Below are 15,466 nucleotides of genomic sequence, written 5' to 3'. Positions count from 1 at the left end.
CGACCGGGTGTTCGGCCACACCGACGGGGCCGCTCCGCATGTCCGCACCGGCGCGGGGAGGGGTAGGTGACACCCTGACACCGCCGTCCGAATGGCCGAGGAGAGCGCCGTGCACGACGACCGAACCCTGGTGGAGGCGCGTCTGGAGCGCGCGATGCGGCAGTTCGTGCGTCCCGCGCAGTACGGGGCGCGGGTGCCGCTGGTCCTGTCCGTGTGGCACGTGCCGGGTGAGCCGGTGCCGGTCGACCAGGCCCTGCAGGCCGCCTACGAGCCCTTCGCGACCGGCACGGAGTGGGGAAAGCCCTGGTCGACGAGTTGGTTCCGGTTGGAGGGGCGGGTTCCCGAGGAGTGGGCGGGCCGCCGGGTGGAGGCGGTGATCGACCCCGGGTTCACCGGCGACGGCCCCGGCTTCCAGGCGGAGGGGCTGCTCCACGACGGCGCGGGCGTGCCGCTGAAGGGCGTGCACCCGCGCAACCGGCACCTGACGGTCGCCGCCCCCGCCCGGGGTGGTGAGCCGGTGCATCTGCTCTTCGAGGCGGCCGCCAATCCCGCCGTCCTGCACGCCTTCGAGCCGACGCACCTGGGGGACGTGCTGACCGCGGGCGATGGGCCCCTCTACCGATTCGCCTCTGCCGATCTCGCCGTACTCGAGGAAGAGGTGTGGCGGCTGGTGCTGGACGTCGAGGTGCTGGCGGAACTGATGCACGAGCTGGATCCGGGGCGGGCCCGCCGCCACGAGATCCTGCGGGCCCTGGAGGACATGCTCGACGCCCTCGACCTGCACGACGTGCCCGGCACGGCGGCCGCCGCCCGCGCGGCGCTGACGGACGTGCTGTCCCGGCCCGCCGCGGCGAGCGCCCACCGGGTCTCCGCCGTGGGCCACGCCCACATCGACTCGGCGTGGCTGTGGCCGCTGCGCGAGACGGTCCGCAAGGCCTCCCGCACCTTCGCCAACGTCACCGCGCTGGCCGCCGACTACCCGGAGCTGGTGTTCGCCTGCTCGCAGGCCCAGCAGTACGCGTGGGTGCAGGAGCACCAGCCGCACCTGTGGGAACGCATCAAGAAGGCGGTGGCGGACGGGACGTGGGAGCCGGTCGGCTCCATGTGGGTGGAGTCGGACGCCAACATGCCCGGCGGCGAGGCCCTCGCCCGCCAGCTCGTGCACGGAAAGCGGTTCTTCGCCGAGGAACTGGGCGTGGAGACCGAGGAGATCTGGCTGCCGGACTCCTTCGGCTACACCGCCGCCTTCCCACAGCTCGCGAAGTTGGCCGGAATCCGCTGGTTCCTCACCCAGAAACTCAGCTGGAACCAGTCCAACCGCATGCCCCACCACACCTTCTGGTGGGAGGGCATCGACGGCACCCGCGTCTTCACCCACTTCCCGCCCGCCGACACCTACAACTCCCAGCTGCACGCCCGCGAACTCGCGCACGCGGAGCGGAACTTCGCCGACAAGGGCCGCGCCACCCGCTCCCTCGTCCCCTTCGGCTGGGGCGACGGCGGGGGCGGCCCCACCCGCGAGATGCTGGAGAAGGCCCGCCGTCTGCGCTCCCTGGAGGGCTCACCCCGGGTCACGGTCGAGCGCCCGTCCGCCTTCTTCCGGGCCGCCGAGGAGGAGTACGGTCCCCAGGCGCCGGTCTGGTCCGGTGAGCTGTACCTGGAGCTGCACCGCGCCACCTACACCACCCAGGCCAGGACCAAGCAGGGCAACCGGCGCTGCGAACACGCGCTGCGCGAGGCCGAGCTGTGGTGCACGACGGCGGCGCTCCGCGTCCCGTCGTACGAGTATCCCTACGACGCCCTGGACCGGCTGTGGAAGACGGTGCTGCTGCACCAGTTCCACGACATCCTGCCCGGGTCGTCGATCGCGTGGGTGCACCGGGAGGCGCGGGAGACCTACGCGCGGGTGCTGACGGAGCTGGCGGAGATCACGGCGGAGGCGGTGCGGGCGCTGGGGTCCACCGGTGAGCGGGCGGTGCTGAACGCCTCGCCGTACGAGCGGACCGAGGTCGTCGGCGACGGGGTCGTGACGGTGCCGGGGCTGGGCAGCGCGGCGGTCCCGCCGGAGCCGGCGGAGCGCGTACGGGTGGAACGGGACGGTGACGTCATCGTGCTGGAGAACGCGCGGCTTCGGGTGCGGATCGACCGCGACGGACTGCTCGCCTCCGTACGGGACCTGGCCGCGGACCGGGAGGTCCTGCACGGCCCCGGCAACCTCCTCCAGCTCCACCCCGACCATCCCAACGCCTGGGACGCCTGGGACATCGACCGGCACTACCGGCGCCGGCACACGGATGTGACGGACGCCGAGTCGGTGGAGGTGGCGGAGAGCGGGCCGCTGCGGGCGGCGGTGCGGGTGACGCGGAGGTTCGGCCGGTCCACGGTGACGCAGGAGATCCGGCTGACGGCGGTGAGCCGCCGCGTCGACATCGTCACGGAGGTCGACTGGCAGGAGTCGGAGAAGGTCCTCAAGGCCGCCTTCCCGATCGACGTGCACGCCGAACGCTCCACCGCCGAGATCCAGTTCGGGCACGTGCACCGGCCGACCCACGCCAACACGTCCTGGGACGCGGCCCGTTTCGAGATCTGCGCCCACCGCTGGTTGCGGGTCGCCGAGGAGGGCTACGGCGTGGCCGTCCTCAACGACTCGACGTACGGCCACGACGTCACCCGCACCGCGCACGCCGACGGCCTGGGCACGACCGTGCGCCTGACACTGCTGCGCGCCCCGCACAGCCCGGATCCGCAGACGGACCTCGGCATGCACCGGTTCACCTACGCGCTGCTGCCGGGTGCGCGGGTCGGGGACGCGGTCGCGGAGGGGCTGGCGCTGAACCTGCCGCTGCGGGTGGCCGAGGCGCCGGTGGCCGCGCCCGTCGTCCGGGTCGACAACCCGGCCGTCACGATCGAGTCGGTGAAGCTCGCCGAGGACCGCAGCGGGGACGTCGTGGTGCGGCTGTACGAGTCGCGCGGCGGGCGAGCGCGGTTCGAGCTGACGGCGGACTTCCCCGTGGACCGGATGGAGGTCACCGACCTGCTCGAACGGCCGCGGTCCGAGACGTCGGGCCCCACGGTCCTGCGGCCGTTCGAGATCCGGACGGTACGGCTGCGGCCGGCCCCCGGCCGACAGCCCTGACAGGGCGGCGCGGCCGTGCACCGCAGGACCGCCCGCTGAGGACGCGGCACGTCGCGCAGGTCGGAGCGGGCCATCTGGAGCATGCGTCCGACACCGCCGTCCAGCACGAACCTCTACGCGGACGGCGCGAACCCGGTCACCGTCTCGGCGCTGATCTTCGGCGGGACGGACAGGGCGTCGGGATCGGTGACGACGTCGACGAGGGCCGGCCCCCTGTGCTTGAAGGCGTCCCCGAGGGCTCCGCCGTAGCCGGACTTCGCCGTCATGGCGAACGCCGTCACGCCTCCCAGACGGCCGCGGCCGTACGGTCGTCCGCGTACCCCTTGACCCGGATCTGGGTGTCGGCGAGGAACTCGGCGAGGCCGGGCGGGGCGGTTTCGGACCACCGCTCCGTGAGATGGGCGGGCAGTTCGGGCTCGCCGCGCAGGGGGTCGGCGAGGCCCTCGGTGCACATCAGGAGCGTGTCACCCGGACGGGCGACGGAGGCCCGGAAGCGGAACGGTTCGCGGGGCGGCTCGGGGTCCGGTTCGTACGGGTTCGGCGGGGTCGGGATGCCGAGGTCCATGGTGAGGCGGTCGCCCTCGGCGAAGGAGGGCGCGGCGTCAGCCGCTCCGGTGGAACCGGTGCCTGCACCGGGGGGCAGGGAGCCGAACCCGACGACCGGCTCGCCGGCGACCTCGGCGACCCGCGGTTCGATGTCCTGCCACTCACCGTCCCGCAGGCGGAACAGTCCGCCGGGGCCGACGCCGAAGAAGACGCGCGTGCGGCACGCGGGGTCGGCGGGCAGGAGGAGGCAGCGCAGACTGGCCGCGTACTCCTCCGGTTCCAGGCCCTGTTCGGCGGCGCTGGCGCGGAGCCGGCCGAGGCTGCGGGCGGTCAGACGGTGCAGGCCCGACTTCAGGTCGCCGCGCCGGGCCGCCCTGATGTCCTCCGCGAGCCGGACGTGACTGCGGCCCACGGCCCGCCCGATCCACCGGCACACCTCGGCGGACGCCCGGTGCGCGCCCGGCGTGGCACGGGCGCCGGTCGCCATCGCGACCAGGATGAGCGCCTGCTCGCCGGCGCCGAAGCGTGCGGTGAGCAGGGAGTCGCGGCGTGGCTCGCCCCGGTAGCGCGCGGAGTCCCCGCGCACGGACACCGCCCGCAGCGTGCAGGACCCGTACCGGGCGCCGTCCAGGACGGTGTCGGCGAGCAGATCGTCGAGCTCGTCCGGGTCGGCGGGCGGCAGGGCGGTGGGCTCGGCGTCGTAGGTGGGCGGCCCGGAGCCGACGAAGGGCTTGACGACGGGGCGCGCGGTGACCGGGCCGAACGGGGCCGCCGTACCGGTGGCGGAGGCGGTGGGGGCGAGTGGGGACGGTGCGGAGGACGGGGGCGCGGTCGGCTTCGCGGGGTGGGTGTCGGGGGGTGTGGGGGAGGCGGGGACGGAGGGCGTGGGCGCTGTGTCCGTGGTCGTACGGCCGAGGGGCGCTGCGGAGGCAGGTCTCCGGGGTGGCGGCTCGTCGAAACCCGGGGGCAGTGGGCCGGGCGGGAAGGTGGTGGGGCCGGGGGGTGTGTCCGGCGGTGGTTCCGAGGGAGCGGGGGGACGGGCGTCGGGGAGGGGGGCGGGCGGTGCCTCGGCGGCTCTGTCGCGTGGTTGGGGTACTGCGGTCGGCGGGGGTGGGACGGTGGGCGACGGCGGTTCGGTGGGCCGGGGCGGCGGGGGTGTGGTGGTCGGCGGTGCGGTGGGCGACGGCGGTTCGGTGGGCCGGGGCGGCGATGGTGGGGTGGGCGGGGGCGGCGGAGGTGCGTCCTCCGTCTCCCACCAGTCCGCCTTCTCGGCACGCTCCTGGTGCGCCGATCCAACCGATCGCGCGGATCCCGCCGATCGCGCGGACCCCGCAGGACCCGGCGACTTAGCGGGCGTCGGCGGCTCGGACGGCTGCGCGGGCTCCGTCGGGTTCCCCGGCCCCGCCGGATCCGTCGGGTCCGTCGGCTCCGGGGAACGCACCGCGCCCACCGCCGAGGCGAACCGGTCGTCCAGCGAGTCGGCGGTGGCCGTCGGTCCGGTGTCCTCGGTGGAGTCGTCGTACAACTGCCCCCACCAGTCGTCCTCGTGACCGGTGGGCCTTCCCCCCTGCTGGCTCATGCTCCTGATTGTCCACCGCGCGGGCCGTATGAAAACGGGGCATCAGGAAAATGCGAGCCGGTACGTCGCGTCTTCCGGCGTGTCGAAGCGCAGGGCGAGCGACATGCCGAACTGGGGTGCGAGGAGGGAGTCGTGAGTCGATGATGTACCGGGGCGGGATTGCGCCGTGGCGGTTTCCCGCCGGTTTCCCGCCCGACGCGGCCATGACGGCCAGGGGTGGTCAGGGGAGGACAGCACCGGATGCTGGAAGCGATCGGGCGGCACGAGCTGGAGCAGGCGGAGCCGGCGGCCGCGTCGCTCGCCGAGGAGTACCGGACGGCGGCGGCCGAACCGTCGGTGCACGAACTGGTCGAGGTGGTGACGGGCGCGGCGGCGGTCGCCCGGCGTCTGCTGCAGATCCAGCTGGAGGCCGGCGAGGAGGTGTGCGCGCTGGTCACCGGCACGCCGGTGACCGTGCCCGGCGGGGAGAACGCCGTGGAGGAGCGGGCGGCGGCCCGCGGGGTGCGCTGCCGCGTGGTGCTGGAGCGGGCGGCCCTCGACCAGCCGGCCGGCATGAAGGAGCTGACCGCCGCACTCGGCCGGGGCGAGCGGGTACGGATGGTGGAGAAGGTCCCGACGAACCTCGTCGTGGCCGACCGCGCGCTCGCCCTGGTGCCGCTGACCGGCCGCTCAGCCGAGCCGGCCGCGCTGGTGGTGCACGCCGGCGGACTCCTGGAGCTGCTGTCGGGCCTCTTCGAGTCGGTCTGGCGGGAAGCTCTGCCGCTCCGCCCGGGCGCGGACGGCGTCGCGGCGGACCCGGACGGCCCCGACACCGCCGACCTGGAGATCCTCGCCCTGCTGCTGGCCGGCCTGACCGACGCGAGCGTCGCCAGACAGCTCGACCTGGGCCTGCGGACCGTACAGCGCCGGGTGAGGCGGCTGATGGAACTGACGGGCGCGAGAACCCGGCTCCAGCTGGGCTGGCACGCGTGCGAACGGGGCTGGGTGACCCGGGAGGACTAGCGTGGACGTCCTCCGCCTCGCGTCTGACCTGCGTCTTCTTCCGGATTCCGGCACGCTGGGCAGATGGGAGCGTGGGAACTCCTGCTGGTCGGTCTGGTCATCCTGCTCGGCCTGTGCGGGGTGCTGGTGCCCGGCGTGCCGGGATCGTGGCTCGTGTGGTCGGCGGTCCTGTGGTGGGCGCTGAAAGACCCTCAGCCGGTCGCCTGGGCCGTGCTGGTGGGCTCCACGGTCGCCCTCCTCGTCTCCCAGGTGGTCCGCTGGGCCCTGCCACCCCGCCGACTGCGCGCGAGCGGCGCCACCCGCCAGATGGCCCTCTACGCGGGCGCCGGAGCGTTCCTCGGTTTCTTCCTCCTCCCCGTCCTCGGCGCCGTCCCGGGCTTCATCGCCGGCATCTACCTCGCCGAACGCCTCCGTCTGGGCCGCCACGACGCAGCCCGCGCCTCCCTGCGCGAGACGATGCGCGCGGGCGGCTCCAGCATCCTGGCGGAGCTGTTCACCTGCTTGCTGATCATGGGGGCTTGGCTGGGGGCGGTGTGGTGGGGCTGAGGTACCGCCGGGACGGCGCGGTCGCCGTACGAGAATCTCGGCGCGGCTCGCCCACCGCGGCCAGGTCCTAGGACGAACAGCCGATGCGCCCGGCCGGGCCGCGTGCTTCGCTCCTTCCATGACCGCATTCAGCGAGGCAGAACGCGCGTATCTGAGGTCGCAGCGGCTGGGCCGGCTGGCCACCGTCGATGCGCAGGGGCAGCCGCAGGCGAATCCGGTGGGGTTCTTCCCGCAGGACGACGGCACGATCCTGGTCGGCGGACTTGCGATGGGCAGCACGAAGAAGTGGCGGAATCTGCAGGGGAATCCGAAGGTCGCCCTGGTCGTCGACGACATCGTCAGTCTGCGGCCCTGGCGGGTGCGGGGCGTCGACATCCGCGGAGAGGCGGAGTTGCTGACCGGGCCGCACGGTCTGGGGCCGCACTTCAGTGAGGAGGTGATCCGGATCCATCCGCGCCGGATCCACAGCTGGGGGCTGGACGAGGACGGCGGTGTCTAGTGCGGCCGCGCAGCCGGACGACCGGGCTGGTGGAACTGCTCGCGCCACCGGGGAACGCCCCTACAGCGAACCCTCCAGCGTGAGCAGCCGCACCTTGCGTTCCAGGCCGCCCGCGTAGCCGGTCAGGGAGCCGTCGGCGCCGATGACGCGGTGGCAGGGGCGGACGATCAGCAGCGGGTTGGCGCCGATCGCGCCGCCGACGGCCCGTACGGCGGCCCGGGGCGCGCCGACGCGGGCGGCGATCTCGCCGTACGTCGTGGTGGACCCGTAGGGGATGGTGTCCAGGGCGGCCCACACCCGCTCGCGGAAGGCGGTGCCCTCGGCGCGCAGCTCCAGCCGGAACTCCTTCAGGTCGGCGGCGAAATAGGCGGTGAGCTGTTCCTCGGCCGCGCGGAAGGGCCCGGGATCGTGTCGCCGGCCGGGCTGGACGGCGCGTCCGCCCTTCTGCCCGGGGACGGACACCGAGGTCAGGGCGCCGTCCGGGTCAGCGGTGAGGAGCAGGGGGCCGAGGGGGCTGTCGACGCTGGTCCAGTACATGGGATTCCTCCGCGGCACGCAGATGGTGAAGGGCGTAGGTGCGCCAGGGGCGCCAGGTGTCGGGGACGTCCGCGCCGGGTGGCGCGACGTCGGGGTCGCCGAGGGCACGGGCCCGGATCGCCGCCACCGTACGGCCGTCCAGGCCGGGCAGGGCGAGCAGCGCCGCCTGGGCGTCGTCCCGGTCGGCGCCGGGATCGAGGCGTACGGTGCCGTCGGCGAGGGCGGTGGCGAGGGTGCCCGGGGGGCCGGGGAGCTCCGCCAGGGCCGCCGGTTCGGGGAAGAGGTGGGTGAGGCCGCCGCAGGGGGCGTCCAGGGCCTTGCCATGGGCGCGGACCAGGCTCTCCCACGCCCGGCCTCTCCCCCGCAGCGGAAGAGGCCCCGACGCGCGGGGGGATCCCGATGGCCCCGTACGGCTCACCAGCGCGCGCATGGCGTACTCCTCCGGGTCGGCGGCCCCGGGCGCTCGCAGTCCGGGCCGGGCGGCGACGAGCGGGGCGAGCCGCGGGTCCGCGCCGAGCCGCTCGTCGACGGCGTACGGGTCGGCGTCGAGGTCGAACAGCCGCCGCAGCCGCTGGACGGCGGTGGTGAGGTCGCGGGGGTCGGTGAGGTGCAGTCGCGCGTCGAGCCAGCCGCCGGGGTGGACGGCGGAGGACCGGCCCGCGACGGCCGCCCGCTCGTCCACGGCCACGATGCCGGTGCCGTGGGGGAGGCGGAGCGTCCGGCGGTACGTGCGTCGGCCGGGCGGCCCGCTCACCTCCTCCACCCCTGGTACTGCCTCCCGTTCCAGCAGGTCGAAGACGGTGGCCGCGTGGTACGGCCCCCGGTGGGCGAGCCGCAGCGGGATCCCGGCGCCGGGGGCGGCGGTGCGGCCCTGCCGGGGCGCGGCGGCCCTCAGCTGGGTCGGGGTCTGCGCGTACACCGCCCGGACGGTGTCGTTGAACTGCCGCACGCTGGCGAACCCGGACGCGAAGGCGATCTCGGTGACCGGCAGGCCGGTCGTCTGCAGGAGCACCCGCGCGGTGTGCGCCCGCTGCGCCCGCGCGAGGGCCACGGGCCCCGCGCCGAGCTCGGCGGTGAGCTGCCGCTGCACCTGGCGGGCGCTGTATCCGAGGCGTACGGCGAGACCGGCGACGCCCTCCCGGTCGACGACTCCGTCGCCGATCAGCCGCATGGCCCGGCCGACGACGTCCGCGCGGACGTTCCAGTCGGCCGAGCCGGGCGTGGCGTCCGGCCGGCACCGCCGGCAGGCCCGGAAACCCGAGCCCTGCGCGGCGGCGGCCGTCGCGAAGAACCGCACGTTGTGCCGCTTCGGCGTCACGGCGGGGCAGCTGGGCCGGCAGTAGATACCGGTCGTCTCGACGGCGAAGAAGAACTCTCCGTCGAACCGGGCGTCCCGGCTGCGGACCGCCTCGTACCTGCTCTCCTCGTCCCTCACGGCTCCCAGTCTTCGCCGGTGCCGCGGGGAGTGCTAGCGGGAATCGGACATCACGCTGGAGGACCGGCGCGGGTCCCCCACCCTCCGGCCCTGCGGCCTGGGGTTGGGCACCGTGACCCGGCTCCCGCCGGGAACCGGGCCGCCACCGCCCCGGCCAGAAGTCGACCACCGTCGACCGCCTCCGGTCGGGAACGGGACCCCCGCCCCTCCGGCCGGCGGCCGGTTGCCGCCACCACCCGGCTCCCGCCGGGAACCGGACTGTCACCGCCCCAGCCAGAAGTCGACCACCGTCGACCGCCTCCGGTCGGGAACGGGACCCCCGCCACTCCGGCCGGCGGCCGGTTGCCGCCACCACCCGGCTCCCGCCGGGAACCGGACTGTCACCGCCCCGGCCAGGAGCTGGACCACCCCTCTCCGGCCAGAGGCCGACCGCAGTCATGCCTCCGCCAGGGACCGGACCCGTACCGCCCCGACGGGGAGCGGAGGCGCCGCCGAGCCGAGAGCCGGCCGGCGTGACCCCGGCCAGGGGCCGCTCGCCGTCACCCGCCTCCGTCCGAGAAGCCGGCCCACCGCCACCCCGGCCCAGAGCCGGACCGCCCTCACCCGACCGCCCTCACCCGGCCCAGGGCCGAACCGCCGTCACCCCGGCCGGAGGCCTTCCGTCGTCACCCCCACTCCCCCCGCTTGGCCCGCGCGGCCGCCCGGCCCGCGGCCTGCTTGCGCTTCCAGTCGTGGCGGATGTCGGCGCGGATGCGGGCGTCGGACTTGGCGACGATCCACTGGTTCTCACGGACGAGCTTGCGGTAGCTGTCCAGGCGTCGGACCGGGAGGTCGCCGGTGTCGACGGCGGCCAGCACCGCGCACCCCGGTTCGAGTTCGTGGGCGCAGTCGTGGAAGCGGCAGCGCAGGGCGAGTTCCTCGATCTCGGAGAAGACCTGGCCGACGCCGCTGCCGGCGTCCCAGAGCCCGACGCCGCGCAGGCCGGGCGTGTCGATCAGGACGCCGCCGTCGGGCAGGGGCAGCAGGTTGCGGGTGGTGGTGGTGTGCCGGCCCTTGCCGTCCATGTCCCGTGTGGCCTGGACGTCCATGACGTCCTCCCCCACGAGCGCGTTGGCGAGTGTCGACTTGCCCGCGCCGGACGCCCCGAGCAGCACGGTGGTGCCGCGGCCGAGGAGACCGGCGAGTTCCTCGACCCCGTCCCCGTCCAGCGCGCTGACGGTGAGCACGGGCACCCCGGGCGCACTGCGCTCGACGTCCTCGACGAGGTACGCCAGCACGGCCGGGTCGGGCACGAGATCGGCCTTGGTGAGCACGACGACGGGCTGTGCCCCGGACTCCCAGGCCAGCGCCAGGAACCGCTCGACGCGCCCGAGGTCGAGCTCGACGGCGAGGGACAGGGCGACGACGGCGTGGTCGACGTTGGCGGCGAGGATCTGGCCCTCGGACCGCTTGGAGGAGGTGGACCGCACGAAGGCGGTACGGCGCGGCAGACAGGCGCGTACGTAGCGCGGGGTGCCGTCGGCGTCGACGGCGACCCAGTCGCCGGTGCAGACGACCCGCAGGGGGTCGTGCGGGGTGACGAACGCGGTGTCGGCGCGGACGACGTCGTCACCGGTGACGACGTCGCACTGCCCGCGGTCGACGCGGACGACGCGGCCGGGCAGCAGCCCCCGCTCGGCGTGCCCGGCGAACTCGGCTTCCCATCCCTCGTCCCAGCCGTAAGGGGCGAGAGGGTGTGACGAAGCCGCGGTAGAGGAGGAGGAGAGGTTCAAGGAAGACCCTTCACAGGGCGGTCCCGGCGCAGTGGATGAAGTGGTCAGCCGGAGACCGCGGAGGTGGAACGGACGAACGTCTGGTCGCTGCGGACAGCACCCGTGGTGGCGACAGTCATCGGTCACACCTCCTGATCCTTGATCGGGCCGACGCCGGCGGCCGACGGCCGCCGCGTGATGCGCGCAGCCACCATAGACGCCGGTGCTTTCGAGGCGCCACGGAATATCTCCCCGCCTGCCGCCGGGGGTTGCCCGCGCCGCGGTGATCGGCGCCCACGCGCGCGTGCCGGGGCGCCCACTCGGGTCGTGACCGGCACCAAGTCACCGAAGGCCTCGGCCAAGGGAGTTGTCCATGGCCTCGCCGTCTCTGGACCCCCGCTCCGGCGAATTCGCGATCAGGTGGGCATAGTGGCGGCGGCAGCGGGAAGCCGCACAGGGCGCGGCGTGCCGCAGACGAGAGCGGACCCTGGCAGGCTGGAGGCCGTGCAGGGCCGCCGCCCGGTCGGAATGTCATGTTCCGTTCGTGCCGCGTCCGGAAGAAGCAGAGGGTCGGCGGATTGCTGAGGAGACCGAGTGTGGATGCCACACATGACAGGGGCGAGCCCACTCCCGCGCACGGCGGGGCTGTGCTGGAGGTGAGCCCGTTGTCCGGTCGTCCCGGGATCTGTGTCAGTGGCGAGATCAGCGTCGTCACCCGCCTGTCGTGGGAGGAGGCGCTGGCCGAGCTGGCCCGGCGGCACAGGGACGTGTCCTATGTGGAGCTGTCGGGTGTGGGGTTCGTCGACGTGGCCGGGGTGTCGGCGCTCGCGGTCACGGCCATGAACCTGCCGCGCGGGCGGGTCGTCGTGGAGCATCCGCCGCCGCAGGTGCCACGGGTGCTGGGGTTGTTCTGGCCGACCGCGCGCGGGATCGAGGTGGCGCCCCGATGAGCTACGTGGCCGACGAGGTGTTCGCACACCCCGCGCTGTTCTACCGCACCGGGCAGGAGTACGCCGAGCAGACGGTGTCGTTCGTACGGCAGGGCCTGGCCGCGGGTGAACCCGTGGCGGTGGCCGTGCCCGGCCCCAACCTGGAGCTGATCGAGGCCGGGCTGGGAGCGGACGCGAGGGATGTCCTCCTGCTGGACATGACCGAGGCCGGCCGCAACCCGGGACGGATCATCCCCGGCGTTCTCAAGGCGTTCGCCGACGCCCACCGGCAGGGGCGGGTGCGGATCATCGGGGAGCCGATCTGGGCGGGCCGCAGCTCCGTGGAGTACCCGGCGTGCGCGCAGCACGAGGCGTTGATCAACGCCGCCTTCGAGGGCCGGGCGGTGACCATCCTGTGTCCGTACGACGAGTCCCGGCTGGACCCGGACGTGCTGGCCGACGCCCGGATCACGCACCCGACGGTCATCGCCGCGGGCCGTGAGCGGGCCAGTGACGTCTACGACTGGCAGGCCGTCGTCGCCCGCTACAACACGGCGCTGGTCCCCGCCCCGGACGCCGCCGTCTTCGCCTTCGGCGCCAAGGATCTTCCCGAGGTCCGCCACTTCGCCGTCGGCCAGGCCGGCCGGCTGGGTCTGGCCGGGCAGCGGCTGCAGGACGTGGAGCTGGCGGTCGCGGAGCTGACCACCAACAGCGTGGTCCACGGCGGTGGCCGGGGAACTCTGTGGATCTGGGCCGAGGCGGGCCAGGTGGTGTGCGAGGTCCGTGACCGGGGACGGCTGACGGATCCGCTCGCGGGGCGCAGGCCGCCGGAGCGGGGGCAGATCGGCGGCCGTGGCCTGATGCTGGTCCACTACGTGTCCGATCTGGTGCGGACGCACACCTCGGACGACGGCACGACCGTCCGCTTCTATCTCACGCTCTGAGAGGCCGGGCAGGGCGGCCGCCGGAAGGGGCGGCCGCCCGTCACCCGCCCGTCGCCGCGTCGGGCGTGACGGTGACTCAGATGGGGCACGTCGACCGGAATCACCCACTTCGTCCGCATAGCATCGAGATGCCTGCCGTCCGCAGGCTCCGGCCCGTGGGCCGCAGTCGCCCCCTGATTCCCGCGGGAGCCGAGGCCCATGCGCCCGACCGGCCGTCACAGCCCCCTGCCGACCGGCTTCCCGGCCCCTCACGGACCGGAACTGCGTGCCGCCGCCCGCCACTTCGCCCGCCGCCGGTTCCTGACCCTCACGGCCGCCGCCGCGGCCCTCGCCTTCGCCACCCACCTGCCCGCGACGGGCGTGGCGGCCGCGCGTGAGCTGGACGCGGCGAGGATCGCCGAGGACCCGTTCACGCTGGGCGTCGCCTCCGGGGATCCGCTGCCCCACTCCGTGGTGCTGTGGACGCGGGTGGCGCCCCTCCCGTACGAGCCGGGCGGGGGTCTGGCCGGGCGGGCCGTCGCCGTCGCCTGGGAGGTGGCGCGGGACGAGCGCTTCGCCTCGGTCGTCCGCAGCGGTACGACCCTGGCGTCACCCGACCACAACCACACCGTCCACGTCGACGTCGACGGGCTGGAGCCCGGCCGGAGGTACTACTACCGGTTCCGCACCGGCGCCTGGATCAGCGAGACGGGCCGCACCCGCACGGCGCCCGCCCCCGGCTCCGCCGTGCCGGCGCTGACCTTCGCCGCGGTGTCCTGCCAGGCGTACCACGACGGGTACTTCACGGCGCTCCGGCACCTCGCGCGGGAGGAGGTGGACGTCGTCTTCCACCTGGGGGACTACCTGTACGAGTACGCCGTGGACTCCGCCGGCGGCGCCCGCGCCCACACCGACCGGGTGCTGCCGGACGTCTTCGACCGGGAGACGGTCACCCTGGAGGACTACCGGTTGCGGTACGCCCTCTACAAAAGCGACCCCGACCTGCGTGCCGTGCACGCGGCCCACCCCTTCGTCGTCGCCTGGGACGACCACGAGACCGAGAACAACTACGCCGGCGCCGTCGACGAACGCGGCGGCCCGCCGGTGGAGTTCCTGCTGCGCCGGGCCGCCGCCTACCGTGCGTACTGGGAGCACCAGCCGCTGCGCGCCGCGCAGTTGCCCGTCGGCCCGGATCTGCGGCTCTACCGGCGGCTGCACTGGGGCGCCCTCGCCCAGTTCGACGTCCTCGACACCCGCCAGTACCGCTCCGACCAGGCCTACGGCGACGGCAGGCACGTTCCCGGTCCCGAGTCGGACGACCCGGCGCGCACCATGACCGGCGCGGCCCAGGAGCAGTGGCTGATCGACGGCTGGCGGGCGTCGGACGCGCTGTGGAACGTGCTGCCGCAACAGGTCTGCTTCTCCCAGCGCGAGGTGGACCTCTCCGCGCGCCCGAAGATGTACATGGACACCTGGGACGGCTACCGCGCCTCCCGCGCCCGGATCCTCACCGGCGCGCGCTCGGCCGGCGTGGAGAACCTGATCGTCCTCACCGGCGACGTCCACGTCGGACACGCCTTCGACATCAAGGACGACTTCGACGACCCGGCGTCGGCGACCGTGGGCACGGAGATCGTCACCACGTCGATCGCCAGCGGCGGGGACGGCGCCGAACGCCCCGCGAACTGGGCGACGTACCTGGCCGCCAACCCGCACCTGCGGTTCTACGACGGCCGCCGCGGCTACGTCCGCGTCGGCCTGGACCGGCACACCGCGCGCGCCGACTTCCGGACCGTTCCGGTGGTGACGGTCCCCGGCGCCCCCGTCTCGACGGCGGCGTCCTTCGTGACGGAGGCGGGGAATCCGGGGCTCGTGCCGGTGTGACCGGGGGTACGGGCGGGTTGCCGAACCGGGAGACCGGGGCGCGGACCGAGTCGTACGATCTCGGATGTGACCAGCAGACCCGCCCCCGAGCAGCGCCTGAGCGACCTCGCCCGGCTGCGCCGCGTCCGCGACCGGATCGACCGGGAGTACGCGCAGCCGCTGGACGTCGAGGCGCTGGCGCGCGGCGTGCACATGTCGGCCGGGCACCTCAGCCGCGAGTTCCGGCGCGCCTACGGCGAGTCGCCGTACTCCTACCTGATGACGCGGCGCATCGAGCGGGCGATGGCGCTGCTGCGCCGGGGCGATCTCAGTGTCACCGAGGTCTGTTTCGCGGTCGGCTGCTCCTCGCTGGGCACCTTCAGCACCCGCTTCACGGAGCTGGTCGGGGTGCCGCCCAGCGTCTACCGGCAGGAGGCGGCGCGCGCGACGGCGGGGATGCCGTCGTGCGTGGCGAAGCAGGTGACCCGACCGATCAGGAATCGAGAAGCGCCGGTCCCGGGCCGCCCCTAGCGTGAGGGCCATGGACGTCACCCCTCACGCGAGCTTTCTCCCGCACGACGACCCGGACGCCGGCGTCGGGGTCCGGCACGACACCGGACACGGCGGGATGCTCCGGCTCACGGTCGTCCGAGCCGTCCGGCGAGCACAGTCATGACCCGCGCGGGCGGCACCGTGCGGGAGCGAGCCCAACCACTGGAG

At 74.4% G+C, this 15,466-nt stretch carries 13 protein-coding genes and 1 pseudogene; 9 read left to right on the top strand and 5 right to left on the bottom strand.

Annotated features, from left to right (window positions below):
- The first annotated feature begins 109 nt into the window (after positions 1–109).
- Positions 110–3,136, top strand: coding sequence for an alpha-mannosidase (locus ACPT94_RS02525; RefSeq protein ID WP_425244968.1), 3,027 nt, complete (start codon positions 110–112; stop codon positions 3,134–3,136).
- Positions 3,137–3,174: 38 nt separating this feature from the next.
- Here ACPT94_RS02525 and ACPT94_RS02520 read toward each other — a convergent pair.
- Both ACPT94_RS02520 and ACPT94_RS02515 read right to left on the bottom strand, forming a co-directional pair.
- Positions 3,175–3,378, bottom strand: a pseudogene (locus ACPT94_RS02520) (ubiquinone-dependent pyruvate dehydrogenase); the annotation flags it as partial.
- Between the two features lie 35 nt (positions 3,379–3,413).
- Positions 3,414–5,261: a protein phosphatase 2C domain-containing protein gene (locus ACPT94_RS02515; protein ID WP_425244967.1), complete on the bottom strand. Its 1,848-nt coding sequence runs from the start codon at positions 5,259–5,261 to the stop codon at positions 3,414–3,416.
- A 240-nt stretch (positions 5,262–5,501) separates the two neighbouring features.
- Here ACPT94_RS02515 and ACPT94_RS02510 point away from each other — a divergent pair, with 240 nt between their 5' ends.
- The 3 genes from ACPT94_RS02510 to ACPT94_RS02500 all read left to right on the top strand — a co-directional run bounded on the left by ACPT94_RS02510 (position 5,502) and on the right by ACPT94_RS02500 (position 7,308).
- Positions 5,502–6,263, top strand: a complete 762-nt coding sequence (locus ACPT94_RS02510) for a helix-turn-helix transcriptional regulator (protein ID WP_425244966.1) — start codon at positions 5,502–5,504, stop codon at positions 6,261–6,263.
- A gap of 63 nt (positions 6,264–6,326) precedes the next feature.
- A complete protein-coding gene (locus ACPT94_RS02505) occupies positions 6,327–6,809 on the top strand; it encodes a DUF456 domain-containing protein (RefSeq protein WP_360330688.1) in 483 nt (160 codons plus the stop codon).
- Positions 6,810–6,927: 118 nt separating this feature from the next.
- Positions 6,928–7,308 carry a PPOX class F420-dependent oxidoreductase gene (locus ACPT94_RS02500; RefSeq protein ID WP_425244965.1) on the top strand — a complete coding sequence of 127 codons (381 nt, stop codon included), beginning with the start codon at positions 6,928–6,930 and terminating at the stop codon, positions 7,306–7,308.
- 60 nt (positions 7,309–7,368) lie between these two features.
- Here ACPT94_RS02500 and ACPT94_RS02495 read toward each other — a convergent pair whose 3' ends face one another.
- The 3 genes from ACPT94_RS02495 to rsgA all read right to left on the bottom strand — a co-directional run bounded on the left by ACPT94_RS02495 (position 7,369) and on the right by rsgA (position 11,052).
- Positions 7,369–7,845, bottom strand: coding sequence for a methylated-DNA--[protein]-cysteine S-methyltransferase (locus ACPT94_RS02495; protein WP_425244964.1), 477 nt, complete (start codon positions 7,843–7,845; stop codon positions 7,369–7,371).
- Entirely contained in the window at positions 7,793–9,280 is a 1,488-nt protein-coding gene (locus ACPT94_RS02490; protein ID WP_425244963.1) for a DNA-3-methyladenine glycosylase 2 family protein, read from the bottom strand. Before ACPT94_RS02490 ends, ACPT94_RS02495 begins: the two co-directional genes overlap by 53 nt.
- Positions 9,281–9,945: 665 nt before the next feature.
- Positions 9,946–11,052, bottom strand: coding sequence for a ribosome small subunit-dependent GTPase A (rsgA, locus tag ACPT94_RS02485; RefSeq protein WP_425244962.1), 1,107 nt, complete (start codon positions 11,050–11,052; stop codon positions 9,946–9,948).
- Between the two features lie 575 nt (positions 11,053–11,627).
- On the opposite strand from rsgA, the gene ACPT94_RS02480 reads away from it, so the two are divergent.
- From ACPT94_RS02480 to ACPT94_RS02460, 5 genes are all read left to right on the top strand, one after another.
- A complete protein-coding gene (locus ACPT94_RS02480) occupies positions 11,628–11,981 on the top strand; it encodes an STAS domain-containing protein (RefSeq protein ID WP_425244961.1) in 354 nt (117 codons plus the stop codon).
- Complete coding sequence (locus ACPT94_RS02475; protein ID WP_360330706.1) at positions 11,978–12,904, top strand: anti-sigma factor RsbA family regulatory protein; 927 nt, start codon at positions 11,978–11,980, stop codon at positions 12,902–12,904. Before ACPT94_RS02480 ends, ACPT94_RS02475 begins: the two co-directional genes overlap by 4 nt.
- 198 nt (positions 12,905–13,102) lie before the next feature.
- Entirely contained in the window at positions 13,103–14,767 is a 1,665-nt protein-coding gene (locus ACPT94_RS02470) for an alkaline phosphatase D family protein (protein WP_425244960.1), read from the top strand.
- A gap of 66 nt (positions 14,768–14,833) precedes the next feature.
- Entirely contained in the window at positions 14,834–15,277 is a 444-nt protein-coding gene (locus ACPT94_RS02465) for a helix-turn-helix transcriptional regulator (protein ID WP_360330712.1), read from the top strand.
- Positions 15,278–15,287: 10 nt separating this feature from the next.
- Positions 15,288–15,422, top strand: a complete 135-nt coding sequence (locus ACPT94_RS02460; protein WP_425244959.1) for a hypothetical protein — start codon at positions 15,288–15,290, stop codon at positions 15,420–15,422.
- Positions 15,423–15,466: the final 44 nt, after the last annotated feature.

It is taken from the genome of Streptomyces aurantiaciflavus (assembly GCF_049808595.1).
Taxonomy (GTDB): Bacteria; Actinomycetota; Actinomycetes; order Streptomycetales; family Streptomycetaceae; genus Streptomyces.
Note: the sequence above shows the minus strand (reverse complement) of the source record. Positions and strands in the feature narration are given on the sequence as shown.

Coding starts and splice junctions, on each gene's coding strand:
- ACPT94_RS02515 (WP_425244967.1), bottom strand. CDS start 5,261: ATGAGCCAGCAGGGGGGAAGGCCCACCGGTCACGAGGACGACTGGTGG.
- ACPT94_RS02510 (WP_425244966.1), top strand. CDS start 5,502: ATGCTGGAAGCGATCGGGCGGCACGAGCTGGAGCAGGCGGAGCCGGCG.
- ACPT94_RS02505 (WP_360330688.1), top strand. CDS start 6,327: ATGGGAGCGTGGGAACTCCTGCTGGTCGGTCTGGTCATCCTGCTCGGC.
- ACPT94_RS02500 (WP_425244965.1), top strand. CDS start 6,928: ATGACCGCATTCAGCGAGGCAGAACGCGCGTATCTGAGGTCGCAGCGG.
- ACPT94_RS02495 (WP_425244964.1), bottom strand. CDS start 7,845: ATGTACTGGACCAGCGTCGACAGCCCCCTCGGCCCCCTGCTCCTCACC.
- ACPT94_RS02475 (WP_360330706.1), top strand. CDS start 11,978: ATGAGCTACGTGGCCGACGAGGTGTTCGCACACCCCGCGCTGTTCTAC.
- ACPT94_RS02470 (WP_425244960.1), top strand. CDS start 13,103: ATGCGCCCGACCGGCCGTCACAGCCCCCTGCCGACCGGCTTCCCGGCC.
- ACPT94_RS02460 (WP_425244959.1), top strand. CDS start 15,288: ATGGACGTCACCCCTCACGCGAGCTTTCTCCCGCACGACGACCCGGAC.